This window comes from Variovorax sp. GW822-FHT04A09, assembly GCF_058801005.1.
The window spans coordinates 1,416,779-1,438,897 of the sequence record NZ_JBXAMV010000001.1; the positions used below are offsets into that span (position 1 = coordinate 1,416,779).

A 22,119-nucleotide genomic window follows, 5' to 3' on the forward strand; every position below is an offset into this window, starting at 1 on the left:
CCTCCCGGCCCGGATGCGTGCGGGCCTGCGCTACACTCGGCCTGTACGCGACTGGCGATAGGCGCAGCACCCTGAAAAAGGTGCCACGCGCTGACGTGGAATACCACTGGGAAGCGTGCCGCCTGGCCACAACAGGCGTTCAGCCGTTCGCCTGGGCAGCCCTTGTTTGGTTGAACAAGGACCTCGTCTTCAAAGGACTGCCATGTACCAACGCAATATCCTGGTCGAACAGACCGATCCCGAAATCTGGGCCGCGATTCAAGCCGAAAACGCGCGCCAGGAACATCACATCGAGCTGATCGCCAGCGAGAACTACGCCTCGCCGGCCGTCATGCAGGCCCAGGGCTCGCAGCTCACCAACAAGTACGCCGAAGGCTACCCGGGCAAGCGCTACTACGGCGGCTGCGAGCACGTCGACGTGGCCGAGCAACTGGCCATCGACCGCGTCAAGCAGATCTTCGGCGCCGACGCCGCCAACGTGCAGCCGCACTGCGGTGCCTCGGCCAACGAAGCCGTGATGCTCGCCTTCCTGAAGCCCGGCGACACCATCATGGGCATGAGCCTGGCCGAAGGCGGCCACCTGACCCACGGCATGCCTCTCAACATGAGCGGCAAGTGGTTCAACGTGGTGAGCTACGGCCTGGACGCCAACGAAGCCATCGACTACGACGCGATGGAACGCAAGGCGCATGAGCACATGCCCAAGCTGATCATCGCGGGCGCCTCGGCTTATTCGCTGCACATCGACTTCGAGCGCTTCGCCAAGGTGGCCAAGGACGTCGGCGCGATCTTCATGGTCGACATCGCCCACTACGCCGGCCTCGTGGCCGCGGGCGTGTACCCCAACCCGGTGCCGCACGCCGACATCGTGACCTCGACCACGCACAAGAGCCTGCGCGGCCCGCGCGGCGGCATCATCCTGATGAAGTCGCAGCACGAGAAGGCGATCAACAGCGCCATCTTCCCCGGCCTGCAAGGCGGCCCGCTGATGCACGTGATCGCCGCCAAGGCCGTCGCGTTCAAGGAAGCCCTGACGCCCGAGTTCAAGGCCTACCAGCAACAGGTGGTCAAGAACGCCCAGATCGTGGCCGACACCCTCACCTCGCGCGGCCTGCGCATCGTGAGCGGACGCACCGAAAGCCACGTCATGCTGGTCGACCTGCGTTCCAAGGGCATCACTGGCAAGGAAGCCGAAGCCGTGCTGGGCGCCGCCCACATGACGATCAACAAGAACGCGATCCCCAACGACCCGGAAAAGCCGATGGTCACCAGCGGCGTGCGCATCGGCACCCCCGCCATGACCACGCGCGGCTTCAAGGACGAAGAGGCCCGCATCACGGCAAACCTGGTGGCCGACGTGCTCGAGAACCCGCGCGATGCGGCGAACATCGACGCAGTGCGCGCCAAGGTCCACGCCTTGACGAGCCGCTTCCCTGTCTACCGTTGATTTCGTAAATAGAAGAAGAGAAGCACTGGCCGCATGAAATGCCCTTTTTGCGGTCATCTCGAAACGCAGGTCGTCGAGACCCGCGTTTCGGAAGACGCCGACTTCGTCCGCAGGCGCCGCCAGTGCAGCGCCTGCGACAAGCGCTTCACCACGTATGAGCGCCCCGACGTCAACTTCCCCGTCGTGGTCAAGAAGGATGGCAGCCGCGCCGACTTCGACTCGACCAAGGTGCGCGCCTCGATGATGCTGGCGCTGCGCAAGCGGCCCGTGAGCATCGAGCAGATCGACAACGCCCTGCTGCGCATCGAACAGAAGCTGCTGGCCAGCGGCCTGCGCGAAATCGATTCGACGAAGGTCGGCGAACTCGTGATGCGCGAACTCAAGAAACTCGACAAGGTCGCCTACGTGCGCTTTGCCTCGGTGTACCGCAGCTTCGAGGACGTGGACGAGTTCCGGCAGCTGCTGCGCGACATCTGACCCCCGAGAAGGCGTGAACGAACCCGCCATGTCCTCTTCCCGACACGACGCCTCCCACATCGCGACCGCTCTGCGGCTCGCCGCCTCCGCGATCCGCCTGACCGACCCGAACCCGCGCGTCGGCTGCGTGCTGTGCGACGCCGACGGCCGCGTGATCGGCCAGGGCCACACGCAACAAGCCGGCGGCCCGCATGCCGAGGTGATGGCGCTGCGCGACGCGCAAGCCCAAGGCCATTCGACTGCGGGCGCCACCGCCTACGTCACGCTCGAACCCTGCTCGCACCACGGCCGCACCGGCCCCTGCTGCGACGCACTGATCGCCGCCGGCGTGCGCCGCGTCGTGGCCTCGCTCGCCGACCCGAACCCGCTCGTGGCGGGACAGGGCTTCGCGCGCCTACGTGCGGCGGGCGTCGAGGTCGAAGTCGGACCGGGCGCCAACGAATCCCGCGAGCTCAACATCGGCTTCTTCAGCCGCATGATCCGCCAGCAGCCTTGGGTTCGAATGAAGATTGCGGCCTCGATCGACGGCCGCACCGGCCTGCACAACGGCGTGAGCCAGTGGATCACCGGCGAGGCCGCGCGCGCCGACGGCCACGCCTGGCGGGCCCGCACCGGCGCGGTGCTGACCGGCGTCGGCACGCTGCTCGAAGACAACCCGCGGCTGGACGTGCGCCTGGTCGACACGCCGCGCCAGCCCCACCTCGTGGTGGTCGACAGCCACCTCCAGACCTCGCCCGACGCTCACATTTTCATAGCTGGCCGCGCCGTCTGGATCTACGCTGCCAGCCGGCACAACGAAGAAAAGGCGGCCGCGCTCGAAGCCCGCGGCGCCACCATCACCTGCCTGCCCAACCTGCACGGCAAGGTCGACCTGCCCGCGATGCTTCAGGACCTCGCGGCGCGCGGCGTCAACGAACTGCACGTCGAATCGGGCCACAAGCTCAACGGCTCGCTGCTGCGCGAAGGCTGCGTGGACGAACTGCTGGTGTACCTGGCGCCCAAGCTGATCGGCAGCGGGCTCGACATCGCCAGCCACCTGCATGCCGAGGGCCCGCTCACCTCGCTGGCGGGTGCGCTGCCGCTCGAATTCAAGTCGGTGGACATGCTGGGGCCCGACCTGCGCATCGTCGCGCGCGTCGCCGGCCGCGACCGCTTCTGAGCCGCCGCCCACGCGGCGCGGCACATTCGCAGCCGCAAACCGGCCCTTCGGGCCGAAGACCCCTCGATGTCTGCGAAAATGTGGAAATGTTCACCGGAATCATCACCGGCGTGGGGCGCATCGCCGCCATCCACGACCTCGGCACCTCCTCCTCCTACGGCAAGCGACTCAGCATCGAGGTGCCCGACGGCTACCTCGACGACGTCGGGCTCGGCGACAGCATCGCGCTCAACGGCGCCTGCATGACGGTCACCACGCTCGCACCTGAACGCGGGCAATTCACCATCGACATTTCCGCGGAGTCCCTCGACAAGACGGCCGGCCTGACCGACGAAGGCAGCCGCATCAACCTCGAGAAGGCCTTGCGCGCGAGCGACCGCCTCGGCGGCCACATCGTCTCGGGCCACGTGGACGGCATCGGCCACGTGAGCTTCTTCGCGCCGGTCGGCGAAAGCTGGGAGCTGCGCGTGGTCGCACCGCCCGCCCTCGCCCGCTTCCTGGCCTACAAGGGCTCGATCACCATCAACGGCGTGAGCCTCACGGTCAACGGCGTGAGCGACATCGCCGAGGGTGCCGAGGTCAGCATCAACCTGATCCCGCACACCGTGGAAAACACCTCCCTCGGCGGCCTGAAGGCCGGCTCGAAGGTCAACCTCGAAATCGACACCGTGGCGCGCTACGTGGAGCGCATGCTTCAGGCCGGCATGCTCACACCCTCTCCTACGTCTCCCAAGGACACTTCGAAATGAACGCCTCCGTCACGCCGATCGGCGCCCCGCGCGCCGACCGTGCACCCGCACCGATCTCCCCGGTCGAAGACATCGTGGCCGAGCTGGCCGCCGGCCGCATGGTCATCCTCGTGGACGAGGAAGACCGCGAGAACGAAGGCGACATCGTCATCGCCGCCGACCACATCACCGCCGAATCCATCAACTTCATGGCCCGCCACGCGCGCGGCCTGATCTGCCTCACGCTCTCGCGCGAGATGTGCGAGCGGCTGCAGCTGCCGCCGATGGTCCAGCGCAACGGCGCCAAGCATTCCACCGCCTTCACCGTCTCCATCGAGGCAGCCGAAGGCGTGACCACCGGCATCTCGGCCGCCGACCGCGCCCGCACCGTGCAGGCCGCCGTGGCGCGCAACGCCGTGGCCGCCGACCTGGTGCAGCCCGGCCACATCTTCCCGCTGCAGGCGGTGGACGGCGGCGTGCTCATGCGCGCCGGCCACACCGAAGCCGGCTGCGACCTCGCCGCCATGGCCGGCTGCTCGCCCGCCTCGGTGATCTGTGAAGTGATGAACGAAGACGGCACGATGGCCCGCCTGCCCGACCTGCAGATCTTCGCGGCCGAACACGGCATCAAGATCGGCACCATCGCCGCGCTCATCGAGCACCGCAGCCGTGTCGAATCGCTGGTCGAAAAAGTCGGCTGCCGCGAAATCCAGACCAACTGGGGCACCTTCACCGCCCACGCCTTCGTCGACAAGCCCAGCCGCGGCGTGCACCTGGCACTGGTGCGCGGCCAGTGGCCCCCCGAAGAGACGGTGTCGGTGCGCGTGCACGAGCCGCTGTCGGTGCTCGACGCGCTCGAAGTCAACCGCCCGATGCACTCTTGGAGCCTGGACGCCAGCCTCTCGCACATCGCGAACGAAGGCAAGGGCGTGGCCGTGCTGCTGAACTGCGGCGAAACCGCGGCCGAGCTGCTCGCGCAGTTCGACGGCACCGCGCGCCCCGCGCAAGCGCCCGAGCGCGGTCGCATGGACCTGCGCAACTACGGCATCGGCGCGCAGATCCTGCGCGAATGCGGCGTGCACAAGATGAACCTGCTCGGCGCGCCGCGTCGCATGCCGAGCATGGCCGCCGGCTTTGGCCTCGAGATCGCCGGTTACCTCACGAAAGACTGAACGACCATGCAAGGTTCCAACAAGGGCGAGATCACGCTCAACGGCAAAGGCCTGCGCATCGGCATCGTGCAGGCGCGCTTCAACGCCGACATCACCGACGCACTGGCCGCGGCCTGCCTGTCGGAGCTCGAGGCGCTCGGCGTGGCCGCGTCCGACATCCATCACGTGCAGGTGCCCGGTGCGCTCGAAGTGCCCGTGGCGCTGCAGGCGCTCGCCGAGCGCGGCGGCTACCACGCGCTCGTGGCGCTGGGCTGCATCATCCGCGGCGAGACCTACCACTTCGAACTGGTGGCCAACGAATCGGGCGCGAGCGTGAGCCGCGTCGCGCTCGACTACCGCCTGCCCATCGCCAACGCGATCCTCACGACCGAAAACCTCGAACAGGCCGTCGCCCGCCAGACCGACAAGGGCCGCGACGCAGCCCAGGTGGCGGTCGAGATGGCACAACTGCTGGCCACCCTTTCATGACCGAAGACACCTCCAAGTCCGCCAAGCCCCGCCAGTCGCGCACCGGCCTCACCAGCACGGGCGCACGCAAGGCCGCGGCCAAGTCGAACCGCAGCCGCGCGCGCGAGTTCGCGCTGCAGGCGCTCTACCAGCACCTGGTGGGCCGCAACGACCCGACCGACATCGACCACTTCACGCGCGACCTCGCGGGCTTCCACAAGGCCGACGCGGCGCACTACGACGCGCTGCTGCACGGCTCGATCAACGGCGCCGAGCAGCTCGACGCGCTGATCCTGCCGCTGCTGGACCGCAAGTTCGCCGAAATCTCGCCCATCGAGCACGCCGTGATGTGGATTGGCGTGTACGAGTTCCAGAACTGCCCCGACGTGCCGTGGCGCGTGGTGCTCAACGAGTGCATCGAACTCGCCAAGGAATTCGGCGGCACCGACGGCCACAAGTACGTGAACGCCGTGCTCAACGGCCTGGCACCGCAGCTGCGTCCGCTCGAAGTGGAAGCCGACCGGGCCACCGGCAAGGCGCGCCCATGAGGATCTCGACGCGCGCGCAGCGCATCGAACCGTTTTACGTGATGGAGGTGGCGAAAGCCGCTGGGGTGCTGGCCCGCGAAGTGGCCCACACCGACCGTCCGATGATCTTCCTGAACATCGGCGAGCCCGACTTCACCGCCCCGCCCCTGGTGCAGGAAGCCGCCGCCCGCGCCGTGCGCGCCGGCGCCACGCAGTACACGCAGGCCACCGGCCTGGACCACCTGCGCGAACGCATCAGCGGCTGGTACAAGCAGCGCTTCAACGTCGACGTGCCGGCGCGCCGCATCGTCGTCACGGCCGGTGCCTCGGCCGCGCTGCAGTTGGCCTGCCTCGCGCTGATCGAATCGGGCGACGAGATCCTGATGCCCGACCCGAGCTACCCCTGCAACCGCCACTTCGTGAGCGCAGCGGACGGCAAGGCCGTGCTGGTGCCGACCACGGCCGAGGAGCGCTTCCAGCTCACCGCCGCCAAGGTCGAGGCCGCCTGGACCGACAAGACCCGCGGCGTGCTGCTGGCCTCGCCCTCGAACCCGACCGGCACCTCGATCGCGCCCGACGAGCTGCGTCGCATCCACGAGGTGGTGTCGCAGCGCGGCGGCATCACGCTGATCGACGAGATCTACCTGGGCCTGTCGTACGACGATGCGTTCGGGCAGACGGCACTGGCCATCGACGACAACGTCATCAGCATCAACAGCTTCAGCAAGTACTTCAACATGACCGGCTGGCGCCTGGGCTGGCTGGTGGTGCCCGAAGTGCTGGTGCCGGTGGTCGAGCGCCTGGCGCAGAACCTCTTCATCTGCGCGAGCACGGTGTCGCAGTACGCCGCGCTGGCCTGCTTCGAGGCCGAGAGCATCGCCGAGTACGAACGCCGCCGCGCCGAGTTCAAGGCGCGCCGCGACTGGTTCATTCCGCAACTGAACGCCCTGGGCCTGAACGTGCCCGTGGTGCCCGACGGCGCCTTCTACGCCTGGGCCGACTGCACGAGCGTGGCCGACAAGCTCGGCATCTCGGGCAGCTGGGACTTCGCCTTCGAGACCATGAAGCGCGCCCACCTCGCCGTGACGCCGGGCCGCGACTTCGGCACCGCCGAGACCGCGAAGTTCGTGCGCTTCTCCACCGCCAGTTCGATGGCGCACCTGCAGGAATCGGTCGAGCGCCTGCGGGCCATGATCGCCCAATGAGCGTAGCGCCGGGCCGCCCCAAGCAAGCTCGCGCCGCAGTGCGAAGCACGGAGGCATGCAAGTGACTTTCGAGTTTCCGATCCGCGTCTACTGGGAAGACACCGATGCGGGTGGCATCGTGTTCTACGCCAACTACCTGAAGTTCATGGAGCGCGGTCGCACCGAGTGGCTGCGCTCCCTGGGCGTCGAGCAGCGCAAGCTCAAGGAAGCCACCGGCGGCCAGTTCGTGGTGAGCGAAACGCAGCTCAAATACCATCGGCCCTCGCGGCTGGACGACGAACTGCTGGTTACAGCCGAGCTGCGGCAACTGGGCACGGCGTCGTTGATAATCGGTCAGCGCGTGCTATCAAAAACAGAGCAAGAACGCACCGGGGCCGCGGCACCGGTCTTGCTTTGCGAAGGCACGATCCGCATCGGCTGGGTGGACGCCGCCACCTTGCGCCCTGCGCGCATTCCGGCCCAAGTTTCGGGAACCCTCGAGCACTCCAGCGGCTCCATGACTCAACCTTTCAAGCCATGAACCAAGATCTCTCCATCATCAATCTCCTGCTCCACGCCAGCTTCGTGGTGCAACTGGTCGTGCTGCTGCTGGTGATCGTGTCGGTCGCCAGCTGGGCCGCCATCATCCGCAAGTACTTCGCCCTCAAGCGCATCCGCGTGCTCAACGACGACTTCGAGCGCGAGTTCTGGTCGGGCACCAGCCTGAACGAGCTGTTCGCCTCGGCGGCGCAGAACGCCAAGTTCGCCGGCCCCATGGAGCGCATCTTTGCCTCCGGCATGCGCGAGTACCAGAAGCTGCGCGAGCGCCACGTGACCGACGCGGCCACACTGCTCGACGGCGCCCGCCGCGCCATGCGCGCGAGCTTCCAGCGCGAACTCGATGCGGCCGAGCAGAACCTGTCGTTCCTGGCCACCGTCGGTTCGGTGTCGCCGTACGTGGGCCTCTTCGGCACGGTCTGGGGGATCATGCATGCCTTCACCGGCCTGGCCGCCCTCACGCAGGTGACGCTGGCCACCGTGGCGCCCGGCATCGCCGAAGCGCTGGTGGCCACGGCCATCGGCCTGTTCGCCGCCATCCCTGCGGTGGTCGGCTACAACCGCTTCGCGCGCGAGATCGACAAGATCGCCATCGCCCTGGAGACCTACATCGAAGAGTTCTCCAACATCCTGCAGCGCAACCTCTCGGCCAACCCCGGCGCCGTGACGCCCGCCGCCTCGGTCACCGCCGCGAACCGCTGAAGAGCGGCGCGCACAAGACAAAGGACGCGACGACATGCCCGCCGTTTCATCCCGGGGCCGCGGCCGCCGCACGATCAACGAGATCAACATGGTCCCGTTCATCGACGTGATGCTGGTGCTGCTGATCATCTTCATGGTCACGGCCCCGCTCATCACGCCGAGCGTGATCAACCTGCCGACGGTCGATCGGGCCAACAAGCAGCCGGACAAGCCCATCGAGATCGTCATCAAGAGCGACGACGAAGTGCAGATCAAGAAAGACCCGTCCACCGGCACCGGCGGCGCGTCGATCCCCATGACGCAGATCGGCTCGGCGGCCAAGGCCGCGCAAGGCGGCGACGCCCAGCGCCCCGTGGTCATCAGCGCCGACAAGTCGGTGAAGTACGAAACCGTCGTGAAGGCGATGAACCAGCTCAAGCGCAACGGCATCGAGCGCGTGGGGCTGTCGGTCACGACCACGGGCGGCAAATAAGGCATGTCGCTCGCCCTGGATCGCCCCGAGTTCGCGCCGCCGCCGCAACGCGGCACGCCCCGCGCGGTTGCGCTTGCCCTCATTGCCCACGCGTTGCTGATCGCCGCCCTGACCTGGGGCGTGCGCTGGCGCAGCGAAGCCGACGACGGCGCGGTCGATGCCGAGCTGTGGTCGACCACGGTGATGCAGGCCGCCCCGCGCCTGTCGGTGCCGGAGCCGCCGGCCCCCGTGCCCGCACCACCGCCGCCTGCACCCGCTCCGCCCCCGCCGCCTCCCCCGGCCGTCAAGCCGCCCGAGCCGGCGCCCGCCCCTGCGCCCGACATCGCACTGGAGCGCGAGAAGAAGCTCAAGGAACAGAAGGCGCAGAAGGAGCGCGAGCTCGAGCAGCAGCGCGTGCAGCAGCAAAAGAAGAAGGAGCTCGAGGCCAAGGAGCGCGCCGAAGACGAAGCCGAGCGCAAGAAAGAGCAGCAGAAGAAGCTGGCCGAGCAGAAGAAGCAGCAGGAAGCCGAGGCCAAGCAGGCCGAAGCGAAGAAGGCGGAGGCAGCCGCCAAGCAGGCCGCCGCCGACCGCGCTGCGACGCTCAAGCGCATGCAGGGCCTGGCAGGCGCCAGCGGCAGCGACGATGCCAAGGGCAACGCCCAGCGTTCGTCCGGCCCGTCCAGCGGCTATGCCGGCCGCATCGCCGCCGCCGTCCGCCCGAACATCACCTTCCCCGATGCCGACAGCGTGAACGGCAACCCCGAGGCCGAGTTCGAAGTGCGGCTGGCACCCGACGGCACCATCGTCGGCGTCAAGCTCGCCAAGTCCAGCGGCCTGCCGGCCTGGGACGAAGCGGCCGAGCGCGGCCTGCGCAAGACCGACAAGCTGCCGCGCGACACGGACGGGCGCATCTTCCCGTCGCTCATCGTCACGCTCAAGCCCAAGCGTTGACACCCGCAATCACCCACATCGTGGGTGATTGCAAGCGACACCACCCGCTCGTTTAGGATCGTCGGCAACTCATTGTTGCTGGCGCTCCTGACATGGTCGACTCTTTCCCTGCCGTTCGCCTCCAAGACCTGACGCCGCTGCCCTACCAGCAGGCACTGGCCGCCCACCTCCAGGCGAACGAACCCGAGGCTTGGCGCTGGGCCGCTTCGGCCGAAGCGCGCGAAGAACACACGGCCGCCATGCGTGCCGAATTGCTGCGCAGCGCCTACCGCCTCGACGCCGACGCGCACCCCGACCTGCATGCCGACGCCACGCTGGCCGCGCAGCGCCTGGGCGTCACGGCACGCATCACGCTCTACCAGGCCCCGTCCGGCGACGGCGCGGCCATGAACGCCGCGATCTACGTCGTGCCGGGCGAGGCGCACATCGTGCTCTCGGGCCCGCTGCTCGAAAAGCTGCAGTCGCCCGAGCGCCAGGCCGTGCTCGGCCACGAGCTGGCGCACTACCTGCTGTGGGAGCGCGACGGCGGCAAGCACCACGTCGTCGACCGCCTGCTGCACGCCACGGCGGCCGACCCGCGCGCCGACGCGAGCCACCTGCAGGCCGCGCGGCGCCATGCGCTGTACACCGAGGCTTTTGCCGACCGCGGCGGCTGCGTGGCCTGCGGCGCGCTCGAGCCCGCCGTGAGCGCGCTCATCAAGATCGAGACGGGCCTCACGCAGGTCAACGTGGCGAGCTACCTGGCGCAGGCCGAGGAAATCTGCGCAGACCCCAACAACAAGGCGCTGCAGACGCGCGGCGTGAGCCACCCCGAGGTGTTCGTGCGCGCCCGCGCGCTGCGCCTGTGGGCCGGCCGCGAACACGACGCCGACGAATGGCTGGCCGCCGCGCTCGAAGGCCCGCTCGACCTGGGCACGCTCGACATGCTCGGCCAGCAGCGCGTGAGCGCGCTCACGCGCGGCACCCTGGCGCAGCTGCTGCAGCGGTCCGTGCTGCAGTCGGACTCGCTGCTGGCGCATGCACGCCGCTTCTTCCCCGACTTCACGCCGCCCACCTCGGCCATGCCCCCGCCCGAACCCGCGCCCACCGGCCTGCACGACTACCTGGCCAGCGTGCTGGTCGACTTCGTCGCCGCCGATCCCGAGATGGACGACGTCACCCTCGCCGCCGCGCTGGGCCTGGCCGATGCGCTCGGCTGCGACACGCCCTTCGAACAGCGCGTGCTGAAGGACCTGGGTCTGTCCAAGCGCAACTTCACCCGCGTCAAACGCGACGCCGCCGCCCTGCTCGACAGGGCCGCCACATCTTCTTCGCAGGCCGCCGCCGCATGACCCTCGCTCCCGCCCCGCTCCTGCAACTGCTCGCCACCGCCGAGGCCCACGGCGGCCTGCAGACCGACGACGTGCTCAAGCTCGTGCTGCCGCTGCTGCGCGAGGTCTCGGCCCTGCACGAACTCGGCCACGTCGCCGCGCTCGGCAGCGCTTTTGCCTACCGCGTGACCGACGCGCCCGCCGAACCCGCGCTGGCACTGGCCCAGCCCGACGGCACCGCGCCGCGCCGCCACCCCGAGGCCATCGCGCCGCTCGAACAACCCGCCGCCTCCGTGCTGCGCGTGGTCGGCGAAACGCGCCTGACCGTCGATGCCGACGCCGGCGTCGCGCTCGAGAACCTCGCGGTGATGCCCGAGGCCGGCCCCGACACCGTGCCCACGCGCCCCGTCTACCTGCCCGGCTACGCCGCGTGGGAGCTGCGCCTGGGCCACCACGACGCGCTCGGCGACATCCTGTGCCTGGGCCAGGTGCTGGCCAGCCTGTCCTGCGGGCTCGACTTCACCGATGGCGACGACCTGACCCGCTTCGCCACGCACCGCGGCAACCTGTTCGAGCTGAACCGCCGGCTGCACCCGGTGGTGGCCGCCGTGATCTTCGAGATGACCGCGCTCGACCGCCACGAACGTGCGCGCGACCTGCCCTCGGTCATCCGCCGCCTCGAGACCTACCGCGACCAGCCCGTCGACCTCGGGCTGGACCGCATCGCGCCGGCAAGGGACGGCGCAGGCCAGCGCCGCCAGGCGATCCAGCTGCACCTGCGCGACCGCCTGTTCGACCTCTCGCGGCGCAACCGCCTGCTGTACTTCAAGCCGACGCAGGCGCATGTGAACCTCACCGTCGCCAGCGTGCCGCTGGTGGTCGACCTCAACAGCATCCGCACCGACCAGCTGTGCGTGTGGGACGGCCGCTTTGCCACCGACATCGCCAGCTGCGACCCCGTGCCACTGGCGCGCTGGCTGCGCTTCGAAGACCAACCCTACCTGCCCGGCGCGCTCGACCGCATCCTGCAGGAGGCACGGCGCGACCGGGCCGAGTACGGCTTCTCTCAGCTGTCGCTGGTGATCGCCTTCCTGCGCTGGCACAACCTCAAGGAGGGCGAGGCCGAACGCGCCGAGCGCATCGCCTCGCCGCTCTTGATGCTGCCGGTGGAGCTCACGCGCAAGAAAGGCGTGCGCGACCAGTACCTGCTCGAAGCCTCGGCCAGCGAGGCGCAGGTGAACCCCACGCTGCGCCACCACCTGCGCCAGCTCTACGGCATCGCGCTGCCCGAGACGGTGGACCTGCGCGAGACCTCGCTCGAACAGTTCCACGCCCAGCTGTCGGCGCAGATCGCGCAGAGCGAGCCCGGCGTGCAGCTGCGGCTCGTGAAGCAGCCCGAGATCGCCGTGATGCACCAGCGCGCGCGCCAGCGGCTCGAACAGTTCAAGCGCCGCACCCGCGTGCGCTCGCCCTCGGCGGTGCCGGTGGCCGCGCAAGACTTCAGCTACGCGCAGGACGATTTCCGCCCGCGCGGGCTGCAGCTGTTCCATGCGCGCGTGCGCCCCGTGCCGCTGCCGGTGCGCGAGGCCATCGGCGGCGCGCCGCAGCCGCGCGTGCCGCAGATGGCGGCCACGGCCACGACCGACACCAGCGACACCGAGCGCAAGACCTTCGCGCTGCGCGAGAGCAGCGGCAACCCCTACCAGTGGGACATCGACCTCACGGCCGTGACGCTGGGCAACTTCAACCACCGCAAGATGTCGCTGGTGCGCGACTACTCGGGGCTGGCCGAATCCGACCTGGCAAGCGAGGCCTTCGACCGCGTGTTCTCGCTGCAGCCGCGCCGCGTCGACGGCGAGACGCCGCCCGCTCTGCCGCTGGCCGACCAGTGGCCCGTGGTGCAGGCCGACGCCACGCAGACCGCCGCGGTGGCGCTGGCGCGCACCGGCACCAGCTACATCATCCAGGGCCCGCCGGGCACGGGGAAGTCGCAGACCATCACCAACCTGATCGCCGACTACGTGGGCCGCGGCCAGCGTGTGCTCTTCGTCTGCGAGAAGCGCGCCGCCATCGACGTCGTGTTCCACCGCCTGCGCCAGCAGGGGCTGGACGAGCTGTGCTGCATGATCCACGACTCCCAGGGCGACAAGAAGGCCTTCGTGCAGAACCTGCGCAAGACCTACGAGCTGTGGCTCGAGGCGCCCGGCACGCTGGCGCAGGAAAGCACCGAGCGCACCCAGGTGCTCGACGCGATGGACCTCGACCTGCGCGCGCTCGAGCGCTTCGACGCCGCCATGCACGACGTGCCCGAACACATCGCCGTGACACTGCGCGAGCTGCTCTCGCGGCTGGTGGCGCTCAAGGCCGGCGACCCGTCGCTCACGCCGCTGCAGGCCGAAGCATTGCCCGCCTTCGCGGCCTGGCGCCGGCATGCGGAGCTGGTGTCGCGCCTGCACCTGGCCGTGACCGAAAGCCTGGGCGCGCCCAGCTTCGCACAGCATGTGTTCGCGCAGCTCGCGCCCTCGCTGCTGGCGCAGGAAAAACCGCTGGCGCGGCTGGTCGAACGCAGCGAACGCGCCATCGACCTGAGCGCCCCCTGCCGCGATGCGCTGGTCGATGCCTGGCCGCCGCTGGCCGAGGCCGGCGTGCTGTGGCGCGATGCGCTGGCCGTGGTGGCCGATGCGCGCAGCGTCGCCGCGCTGGCCGCACGTGGCCAGCTGGCGCTGCTCGATGCGGCGCACCCGAGCAGCCTCGCGCTCGGCACCGCCCTGAACGAAAGACGCACGCTGCAGCAGGCGCTCGACGCGCAGCTGCAGCGCACCGCCCACTGGCGCGACAAGCTCTCGCCCGGCGACACCGACGCCGCGCTGGCGCAGGCCCGCACGCAGCAAGGCTCGCTGCTGCGCTGGCTGCAGCCCTCGTGGTGGCGCCTGTCGGGCGAACTCAAGCGCCGCTATGACTTCGCCGCCCATGCCGTGCGTCCGCAGCCCAGCCAGATCCTCGAAGACCTGCGCGCCGAACAGGCCGCGCGCACCGCGCTCGACCAGCAGGCGGCGCGCCTCGAAGCCGACTACGGCTGCACCGACGCCGAGGCCTTCGCGCAGCAGCTGCAGGCGATGCGCGGCATCGACGCCGGCGCCGGCCTGCGCGCGGCGTTCCAGGTCCACCTGCGCACCGACGCGGGCCGCCGCAGCGTCGAGCAGCTCGTCGCCGCCGCGCCGCGCGTCGACACGCTCGACGCCCTCTGGCACGACCTGCTACACGACGCTGGCGCACAACCGCTGGATGCGCTCGACGCGCTGGCCCGCACATTGCGCGACCAGGCCGACGCGCTGCCGTCGGTGCTCCAGCCGCTGCAGGAACTGGCCGACGCCGACCCGGCCGTGGCCGCCGCGCTGCGCACGCTGCCGCTACCGCCCGAGGCCATCGAGTACGCCGTCGCGCGCGAAGGGCTGGAGCGCGTGTACCGCACCGAACGCTGGCTGCCGCGCTTCGACGGCGCCACACTCGCGCGCCACGCACAGCGCCTGGGCGAAGGCGAACGCAAGCTGCTCGAACGCAACGCACGCACGCTCGCCGCCGCGGTGCGCCAGCGCTTCCGCGACCATGTGCAAAAGAGCGCCCTGCCCGCCAGCCAGCTCGACGCCGACGGCAAGGTCTTCAAGAAGAGCTACAACGCCGGCCGCCGCGAACTCGAGCACGAGTTCGGCAAGACCATGCGCTACAAGGCGATCCGCGAACTGGCCAGTGGCGACACCGGCCGCGTAGTGCGCGACATGAAGCCCATCTGGCTCATGAGCCCGCTGTCGGTGTCCGACACGCTGCCGCTCGCGGCCGACCTGTTCGACGTGGTGATCTTCGACGAGGCCAGCCAGATCCCGGTCGAGGAAGCCGTGCCCGCGCTGTACCGCGCGCCGCAGATCATCGTGGTGGGCGACGAGATGCAGCTGCCGCCGACGAGCTTCTTCTCGTCGGGCCGCGACGCCGAGGAAGACACCGTGTCGGTGGCAGGCGACGATGCAGAAAGCGGCGAGGAAGGCGAACGCATCGCCGTCGTGCTCGACGCCGACAGCCTGCTGAACCAGGGCGCGCGCAACCTGCCGGCCACGCTGCTGGCCTGGCACTACCGCAGTCGCTACGAATCGCTCATCGGTTTTTCGAACGCGGCCTTCTACGCGGGCAACCTGTACACCATTCCCGACCGCAGCCTGCCCGCGCCCGAACGCGGCGAGATCGTGGTGCAGTCGCGCAGCCCGACGGACGAGTCCGTGAAGGCGCAGGTCGACGCCCTGCTCTCGCGCGCCATCAGCTTCCACCGCGTGGCCGATGCGGTGTACGAGAACCGCATCAACGACGGCGAGGCACGCCACATCGCGCAGCTGGTGCGCGAGCTGCTCCAGCGCGAGACCGGGCGCAGCCTGGGCATTGTGGCGTTCTCCGAGGCGCAACAGGGCGAGATCGAGGAAGAGCTGAACGCGCTGGGCGCAGTCGATGCCGACTTCGCGGCACGGCTGGAGGCCGAGTACGTGCGCGAGGAAGACGACCAGTTCTGCGGCCTCTTCATCAAGAACCTGGAGAACGTGCAGGGCGACGAGCGCGACATCATCATCCTCAGCATCTGCTACGGCCCCAACCCCGAGGGCCGCATGCTGATGAACTTCGGCCCCATCAACCAGCGCGGCGGCGAGAAGCGGCTGAACGTGATCTTCAGCCGCGCCAAGCACCACATGGCGGTGGTCTCGACCATCCGCCACGAGGCGATCACCAACGACCACAACGAAGGCGCGGCCGCGCTGAAGAACTTCCTGCGCTATGCCGAATGCCTGTCACGCGGCGACGAGGACACGGCGCGGCGCGTGCTCGAAGGCATGAACCCGCTGGCGCGCGGCCACGTGGCGCGGCATGCGCGCACGGACGAGGTCACAGCGCAGATCGCGCAGGCGCTGCGCGCGCGCGGCCATGCGGTGGACGAACAGGTGGGGCAGTCGCGTTTTCGCTGCGACCTCGCGGTGCGCGCATCGGGCCAGGGCCACTATGCGCTGGGCCTCCTCGTGGACGGTGCGGCGCAAGAAGGCACGCGCCACAACGTGCTGGAGCGCTACGTCTCGCGTCCGCGCATCCTCGACGCTTTCGGCTGGCAGGTGATGCAGGTGCTGGCCAAGGACTGGCTGCACGCCCCCGAGGCCGTGCTCGACCAGGTCGAGCAGGCGCTCGGGAAAAAGGCGGGGGTCAGCGCAGGACGGTGATGACGCGCTTGACGTCGAGTTCGGTCTTGCCGGTGAGCCGGTCCTTGTCGAACTCGCCGCTGAGCTCGACGCGCACCTTGTCGTCGATCTTCACGCCCGGCGGGAAGTACTTCGCGTCGATCTCGACCTTCAGGCGTCCCGTGTCGTCGGCAAAGGTGTAGTGCTCGCCGCCGTCGTGCGAAACGATGAAGCCGCGCACCGTGGCGTGCTGGTCGTCCTGGCCGGTCTCGATCAGCTGCTTGACCGTCAGGTTCGGCACCGAGCTCGGGCCGGCGTACTGGGCCCAGGCCGCGGCCATGGGCAGCGCCACGCCGAACGTCAACGCGGTGGTCTTGAGGATCTTCTTGAAATGCATGCGGTCATTCCTCCTGTGAGTGGCCCAAGGCCAGGTTGCAACAGACTGATGGACCGCGCGCGGGCCCCGAGGTTCCCCGGGGCCGCGCGGCCCGATCAATCGTAGATGACCTGCGCCTTGCCCGCTTCGGCCTGCGCGGTCCAGCTCGCGAGCGCCGCATCGGTCGGGAAGAACTTGGCGCGCTCGCCCAATTGCAGCTCGACCTGCGCCCCGCCCCGCGCCATCGACAGACGCACGGGCAGGCCGTGCACCAGGTCGCCGACCTCGGTCTGCTCGGTGCGAGCCGGAAAGTCTTTCAGGAGGCGCGCGATCTCTGGCACCTTGCCGTTGACCGCCACGCGCAGGAACTTGCCGAAGCGGCAGCGCGCCGAGGCCAGGTCCCACACCTGCTGCACCTGGAAGCGCGCCTCGAAGCCACCGCGCGCGGGCTGCAGCTTGCCGCTCACGATGACGAGCTCGTCATCCTTCAGCGTGTTGCGGTTGGCGTTGATGAGCGCTTCGTCGGCCGTGGCGTCGATGGATTCCGACTTGTCGTCGAGCTTGAAGATCGCCAGCCGGCCGCGCTGTCCGTTGATGACGCGGAAGTCGCTCACGATGCCGGCAATGACCTGCGGGTCGCGGCTGTCGAGCAGGTCGCCGATCTCGCGCTTGCAGAAGCGCCGCACCTCGTGCGAGACCTCGTCGAACAGGTGGCCCGACAGGTAGAAGCCGACCGCCGTTTTCTCGAAGGTCAGGCGCTCTTTCACGCCCCAGGGCGTGGCGTCGACCAGGTCGGGTTCTTGCGTGGCCGAGCCGTGTTCGCAGTCGCCGAAGATGTCGGCCTGCGAGGCGTTGGCCGCCGTGGCAATGGCGAACTCGAAGGCGCGGTCGACCGAGGCGATGAGCGAGGCGCGGTTCTGCTGGATGGCATCGAACGCGCCAGCCTTGATGAGCGCCTCGACCGTGCGCTTGTTGATGCGCTGGCGGTCGATGCGCACGCAGAAGTCGTACAGGCTCTTGAACGGCCCACCCTCTTCGCGCGCTCGCACCACGGCCTCGACCGCGAGCTGGCCCGTGCCCTTCACGGCGCCCAGGCCGTAGCGGATGATCCGGTTGGTGACCGGCTCGAAGCGGTAGTTGCCGCGGTTCACGTCCGGCGGCTCGAAGGTGATGTTGAAGTTCTTCTGGGCGTCTTCGAACAAGAGCTTGAGCTTGTCCGTGTCGTCCATTTCCACGGTCATATTCGCGCAGAAGAACTCGGCCGTGTAGTGGACCTTGAGCCAGCCCGTGTGGTACGCCAGCAGCGAGTAGGCGGCGGCGTGAGACTTGTTGAAGCCGTAGCCCGCGAACTTCTCCATCAAGTCGAAGATTTCGTCGGCCTTGTCCTGCACGATGCCGTGCGTGGCCAGGGCGCCCGCGCGGAACTTCTCGCGGTGCTCGGCCATTTCCTCGAGCTTCTTCTTGCCCATCGCGCGGCGCAGCAAGTCGGCGCCGCCCAGCGAGTAGCCGCCCAGGATCTGCGCGGTCTGCATCACCTGCTCCTGGTAGACCATGATCCCGTAGGTCTCGGAGAGCATCTCGGCCACGGCCGGATGCGGGTACTCCACGTCTTCGCGGCCGTGCTTGCGCGCCACGAAGCTGGGAATCAGGTCCATCGGGCCCGGACGGTACAGCGCGTTCAGCGCGATCAGGTCTTCCAGGCGCGTAGGCCGCGCGTCCTTCAGCATGCCCTGCATGCCGCGGGATTCGAACTGGAACACGGCCTCGGTCTTGCCGTCGGAGAACAGGCGGTAGGTTGGCCCGTCGTTCAGCGGGATGTTCTCGAACGCGAAGTTCTCCTGGCCCTTGTGGCGCTTCATGATGAACTCGCGCGCGATCTCCAGGATCGTGAGCGTGGCCAGGCCCAAGAAGTCGAACTTCACGAGGCCGATGGCTTCGACGTCGTCCTTGTCGTACTGGCTCACGGCCGATTCGCTGCCGGGCTGCTGGTACAGCGGGCAGAAGTCGGTGAGCTTGCCCGGCGCGATGAGCACGCCGCCGGCGTGCATGCCGATGTTGCGGGTCATGCCTTCGAGCTTCTGCGCGAGCTCGACCAGCATGCGCACTTCTTCTTCCTTCTCGATGCGCTCCGCCAGCTGCGGCTCCATCTCGATGGCGTAGTTGTTCTTGTCGCCTTCGATCTTCTTTTCGGGCGGGTACTGCAGCGTGACCGACATGCCCGGCTTGTTCGGAATCAGCTTGCTGATGCCGTCGCAGAACATGTAGCTCATGTCGAGCACGCGGCCCACGTCGCGGATGGCCGCGCGCGCGGCCATGGTGCCGAAGGTGGCGATCTGGCTCACGGCGTTGCGGCCGTACTTGTCCTTCACGTAGTCGATCACGCGGTCCCGGTTGCCCTGGCAGAAGTCGATGTCGAAGTCGGGCATCGAGACGCGTTCGGGGTTCAGGAAACGTTCGAACAGCAGCTTGTATTCAAGCGGGTCGAGGTCGGTGATCTTCAGCGCGTAGGCCACGAGCGAGCCCGCACCCGAGCCCCGGCCCGGGCCCACGGGGCAGCCGTTTTCCTTGGCCCACTTGATGAAGTCGCCCACGATCAGGAAGTAGCCGGGGAAGCCCATGTTCAGGATCGTGTTGATCTCGAACTCCAGGCGCTCCACGTAGCGCGGCCGTTCGGCATCGCGCTTGGCTTCGTCGGGGTACAGGTGCTTGAGCCGCACCTCCAGGCCCTCGAACGACTCCTGACGGAAGAACTCGCCGATCGGCATGCGCACACCTTCGCTGATGAAGGGCGTGGGAAAGTCCGGCAGCTGCGGCTTGCCGAGCACCAGCGTGAGATTGCAGCGCTTGGCGATCTCGACCGTGTTGGCCAGCGCGCTCGGCACATCGGCGAACAGCGCCTGCATCTCGGCGCTCGACTTGAAGTACTGCTCTTCGGTGAACTTGCGCACGCGGCGCGGGTTGCCGAGGATTTCGCCTTCGGAAATGCACACGCGCGCTTCGTGCGCCTCGTAGTCCTGGCGTTCGGCGAACTGCACCGGGTGCGTGGCCACCACCGGCAGCTTCAGGCGGGCGGCGAGCTTCACGGCGGCGATCACGTGCGGCTCGTCCTCGGGACGGCCGGCGCGCTGCAGCTCGATGTAGAAGCGGTGCGGGAACATGCCCGCCAGTTGCAGCGCCAGCTCGGCGGCGCGCTCTTCCTGGCCCTGCAGCAGCGGCTGGCCCAGCGGCCCGGCCTGCGCGCCCGACAGTGCGATCAAACCGCCCTGCAGCTCCTGCAGCCATTCGAGCTTGCAGGCCGCCTGCGACTGGCCGCGGCTCACGTTCTGCGTCCAGGCGCGGGCCAGCAGCTCCGACAGGTTGAGGTAGCCCTCCATGTTCTGCACCAGCAGAATGAGGCGGGTCAGCGCGCCGGGCTCCTTGCCCAGCCCGTCGATGAAGATTTCAGCGCCGATGACGGGCTTGACGCCCTTGCCCCGGCCCTGTTTGTAGAACTTGACCGTCCCGAACAGGTTGTTCAGGTCGGTGATGGCCAGCGCGGGCTGCTTGTCGGCAGCGGCGGCCTTGATGACTTCGTCGATTCGATTCGTGCCATCGACGACGGAAAACTCGGTGTGCAGACGCAGGTGAACAAACATCCGCCGATTGTAGGAAGCGCCACCCCACGATGTGGTGCGGTGATCCCTACAATCCCGCCCCGTGCAAGAGATTTTGAATATCGCCGCCTACAAGTTCGTGGGCATCAACGACAGCCCCGTGCTGCGTGAGACCCTGCGCGAGCGCGCGCAGGCCCTGGGCCTGATGGGCACGATCCTGCTGGCGCCCGAAGGTATCAACCTGTTTCTGGCGGGGACGGCGCAGGCCATCCACGCCTTCCTGGCCGACCTGCGCGCCGATGCGCGCTTTGCCGACCTCGAAACCAAGGAAAGCTGGTCGGCCACGCAGCCCTTCCGGCGCATGCTGGTGAAGCTCAAGCGCGAGATCATCCGCATGGACCACCCCGCGATCCAGCCCGCCGCCGGCCGCGCGCCCGGCGTGGACGCGCCCACGCTCAAGCGCTGGCTCGACCAGGGCCACGACGACGAGGGCCGCGAGATCGTGATGCTGGACACGCGCAACGACTTCGAGGTCGACGAAGGCACCTTCGACGGCGCGATCGACTGGCGCATCACCAAGTTCACCGAATTCCCGCCCGCATTGAAGGCGCACCGCGCCGACTTCGAAGGCAAGACCGTGGTGAGCTTCTGCACCGGCGGCATCCGCTGCGAGAAGGCCGCCATCCTCATGCGCGAGGAAGGTGTGGAACACGTGCTGCAGCTCGAAGGCGGCATCCTCAAGTACTTCGAGGACGTCGGCGGCGCGCACTACCACGGCGACTGCTTCGTGTTCGACGGCCGCCGGGCCCTGGCGCCCGACCTCAGCGCGCGCGCGTCCGACGCCAGCGCCCGGGCCTCGGAAGACCCGGACATCGGCATCAAGCAATAGGCAAGAGCTTCAGACCGGCGTCGTGCCCGTGTCGGGCTCGCGCACGCCGAAGGGCTTGCCCGGCAGCGGAATGAACTCGGTCTCGCCGGGCACGTGGCCCATGCGCTGCGCGGCCCAGTCGGCGCCGGCTTCGAGGATGCGTTCGCGCCGGCTCGAGACGAAATTCCAGGTGATGTAGCGCGGGCCGTCCAGCGGCTCGCCGCCGATCACCATCAGGCGCACAGCGGCGTCGGCAGTGAACACCGCGCCCTGCCCGTCGGGCAGCACCGCCATCGTGTGGGCGGGCGCCGGCTCGCCGTTCACGCTCGCATCGCCGTCGACCATGTAGACCGCCAGCTCGGGCGCCAGCGCGGGCAGCTCGAAACGGCCGCCGGCCGGCAGCGCGATATCGAGGTAGACCGTCTGCGCCAGCGTCTTCACCGGCGAGCGCACGCCGAAGGCCTCGCCCACCAGCACGCGCACCGGCACGCCCTGCACCGTCAGCTCGGGAATGGCGTCGGCCGGCGTGTGCTCGAAGCTGGGTTCGACCTCTTCATGGGCCTGCGGCAGCGCGGCCCACAGCTGCAGGCCGTGGTTCACGAAAGTGTCGGCCAAGAGGCGCTCGGGCTTGCGCTCGGAGTGCACGATGCCGCGCCCCGCGGTCATCCAGTTGATGGCGCCGGGCTGGATCTCCTGCACGCTGCCGAGGCTGTCGCGGTGCATCATCGCGCCCTCGAACAGGTAGGTGACCGTCGACAGGCCGATGTGCGGGTGCGGGCGCACGTCGTGCGCGTTGCCGGGCTGCTCGGTGGCCGGGCCGAAGTGGTCGAAGAACACGAAGGGCCCGACCGAGCGGCGCTGCGCCGCCGGCAGCACGCGCCGCACGTTGAAGCCACCGCCCAGGTCCTTGTCGTGGGGCCGCAGCAATTGGATTTCGGGGATGGTGTCGGTCATCGTGGTGTCCT

General features: G+C 68.7%; 18 protein-coding genes and 1 riboswitch. Of the genes, 15 read left to right on the plus strand and 3 right to left on the minus strand.

All coding sequences use genetic code 11. The features are described from left to right. Positions 1 to 37: 37 nt before the first annotated feature. A riboswitch (ZMP/ZTP riboswitch) is annotated at positions 38 to 164 on the plus strand. 38 nt (positions 165 to 202) lie between these two features. The 14 genes from glyA to AC1RLW_RS06480 all read left to right on the plus strand — a co-directional run bounded on the left by glyA (position 203) and on the right by AC1RLW_RS06480 (position 16,359). Beyond that, positions 203 to 1,447: a serine hydroxymethyltransferase gene (glyA, locus tag AC1RLW_RS06415; protein WP_056582058.1), complete on the plus strand. Its 1,245-nt coding sequence runs from the start codon at positions 203 to 205 to the stop codon at positions 1,445 to 1,447. 33 nt (positions 1,448 to 1,480) lie between these two features. Next, complete coding sequence (gene nrdR / locus AC1RLW_RS06420; RefSeq protein ID WP_007836918.1) at positions 1,481 to 1,924, plus strand: transcriptional regulator NrdR; 444 nt, start codon at positions 1,481 to 1,483, stop codon at positions 1,922 to 1,924. 28 nt (positions 1,925 to 1,952) lie between these two features. Continuing rightward, a complete protein-coding gene (gene ribD, locus AC1RLW_RS06425; RefSeq protein WP_493192508.1) occupies positions 1,953 to 3,083 on the plus strand; it encodes a bifunctional diaminohydroxyphosphoribosylaminopyrimidine deaminase/5-amino-6-(5-phosphoribosylamino)uracil reductase RibD in 1,131 nt (376 codons plus the stop codon). Between the two features lie 86 nt (positions 3,084 to 3,169). Continuing rightward, on the plus strand, positions 3,170 to 3,832 hold the full coding sequence (locus AC1RLW_RS06430; RefSeq protein WP_493192509.1) for a riboflavin synthase: 663 nt from the start codon (positions 3,170 to 3,172) through the stop codon (positions 3,830 to 3,832). After that, on the plus strand, positions 3,829 to 4,983 hold the full coding sequence (gene ribBA / locus AC1RLW_RS06435; protein WP_493192510.1) for a bifunctional 3,4-dihydroxy-2-butanone-4-phosphate synthase/GTP cyclohydrolase II: 1,155 nt from the start codon (positions 3,829 to 3,831) through the stop codon (positions 4,981 to 4,983). Before AC1RLW_RS06430 ends, ribBA begins: the two co-directional genes overlap by 4 nt. 6 nt (positions 4,984 to 4,989) lie before the next feature. After that, a complete protein-coding gene (ribH, locus tag AC1RLW_RS06440; protein ID WP_056582067.1) occupies positions 4,990 to 5,451 on the plus strand; it encodes a 6,7-dimethyl-8-ribityllumazine synthase in 462 nt (153 codons plus the stop codon). After that, entirely contained in the window at positions 5,448 to 5,978 is a 531-nt protein-coding gene (gene nusB / locus AC1RLW_RS06445; RefSeq protein ID WP_062481565.1) for a transcription antitermination factor NusB, read from the plus strand. The genes ribH and nusB overlap by 4 nt, the downstream gene beginning before the upstream one ends. Then, positions 5,975 to 7,162, plus strand: a complete 1,188-nt coding sequence (locus tag AC1RLW_RS06450) for a pyridoxal phosphate-dependent aminotransferase (protein WP_062481568.1) — start codon at positions 5,975 to 5,977, stop codon at positions 7,160 to 7,162. Before nusB ends, AC1RLW_RS06450 begins: the two co-directional genes overlap by 4 nt. Before the next feature lie 61 nt (positions 7,163 to 7,223). Then, positions 7,224 to 7,682, plus strand: coding sequence for a tol-pal system-associated acyl-CoA thioesterase (ybgC, locus tag AC1RLW_RS06455; protein ID WP_062481580.1), 459 nt, complete (start codon positions 7,224 to 7,226; stop codon positions 7,680 to 7,682). Next, positions 7,679 to 8,401, plus strand: coding sequence for a protein TolQ (tolQ, locus tag AC1RLW_RS06460; protein ID WP_070060387.1), 723 nt, complete (start codon positions 7,679 to 7,681; stop codon positions 8,399 to 8,401). Before ybgC ends, tolQ begins: the two co-directional genes overlap by 4 nt. A gap of 34 nt (positions 8,402 to 8,435) precedes the next feature. Next, positions 8,436 to 8,873 carry an ExbD/TolR family protein gene (locus AC1RLW_RS06465; RefSeq protein WP_492685484.1) on the plus strand — a complete coding sequence of 146 codons (438 nt, stop codon included), beginning with the start codon at positions 8,436 to 8,438 and terminating at the stop codon, positions 8,871 to 8,873. 3 nt (positions 8,874 to 8,876) lie between these two features. Beyond that, entirely contained in the window at positions 8,877 to 9,803 is a 927-nt protein-coding gene (gene tolA, locus AC1RLW_RS06470; protein ID WP_159277190.1) for a cell envelope integrity protein TolA, read from the plus strand. A 92-nt stretch (positions 9,804 to 9,895) separates the two neighbouring features. Then, positions 9,896 to 11,134, plus strand: coding sequence for a SprT-like domain-containing protein (locus AC1RLW_RS06475; protein WP_493192511.1), 1,239 nt, complete (start codon positions 9,896 to 9,898; stop codon positions 11,132 to 11,134). Beyond that, a complete protein-coding gene (locus AC1RLW_RS06480) occupies positions 11,131 to 16,359 on the plus strand; it encodes an AAA domain-containing protein (protein ID WP_493192512.1) in 5,229 nt (1,742 codons plus the stop codon). The genes AC1RLW_RS06475 and AC1RLW_RS06480 overlap by 4 nt, the downstream gene beginning before the upstream one ends. Here AC1RLW_RS06480 and AC1RLW_RS06485 read toward each other — a convergent pair. Next, complete coding sequence (locus AC1RLW_RS06485; protein WP_083259096.1) at positions 16,343 to 16,714, minus strand: YgiW/YdeI family stress tolerance OB fold protein; 372 nt, start codon at positions 16,712 to 16,714, stop codon at positions 16,343 to 16,345. The genes AC1RLW_RS06480 and AC1RLW_RS06485 overlap by 17 nt on opposite strands. Positions 16,715 to 16,809: 95 nt before the next feature. Then, positions 16,810 to 20,328, minus strand: coding sequence for a DNA polymerase III subunit alpha (gene dnaE / locus AC1RLW_RS06490; protein ID WP_493192513.1), 3,519 nt, complete (start codon positions 20,326 to 20,328; stop codon positions 16,810 to 16,812). A gap of 61 nt (positions 20,329 to 20,389) precedes the next feature. Between dnaE and AC1RLW_RS06495 the strand changes: the two genes are divergently transcribed. Beyond that, positions 20,390 to 21,175 carry a sulfurtransferase gene (locus AC1RLW_RS06495; protein ID WP_062481623.1) on the plus strand — a complete coding sequence of 262 codons (786 nt, stop codon included), beginning with the start codon at positions 20,390 to 20,392 and terminating at the stop codon, positions 21,173 to 21,175. 9 nt (positions 21,176 to 21,184) lie between these two features. On the opposite strand, the gene AC1RLW_RS06500 is transcribed toward AC1RLW_RS06495, so the two are convergent. Next, the gene (locus tag AC1RLW_RS06500) at positions 21,185 to 22,108 is read right to left on the minus strand and encodes a pirin family protein (protein ID WP_095745023.1); all 924 of its coding nucleotides are present in this window, start codon (positions 22,106 to 22,108) and stop codon (positions 21,185 to 21,187) included. Positions 22,109 to 22,119: the final 11 nt, after the last annotated feature.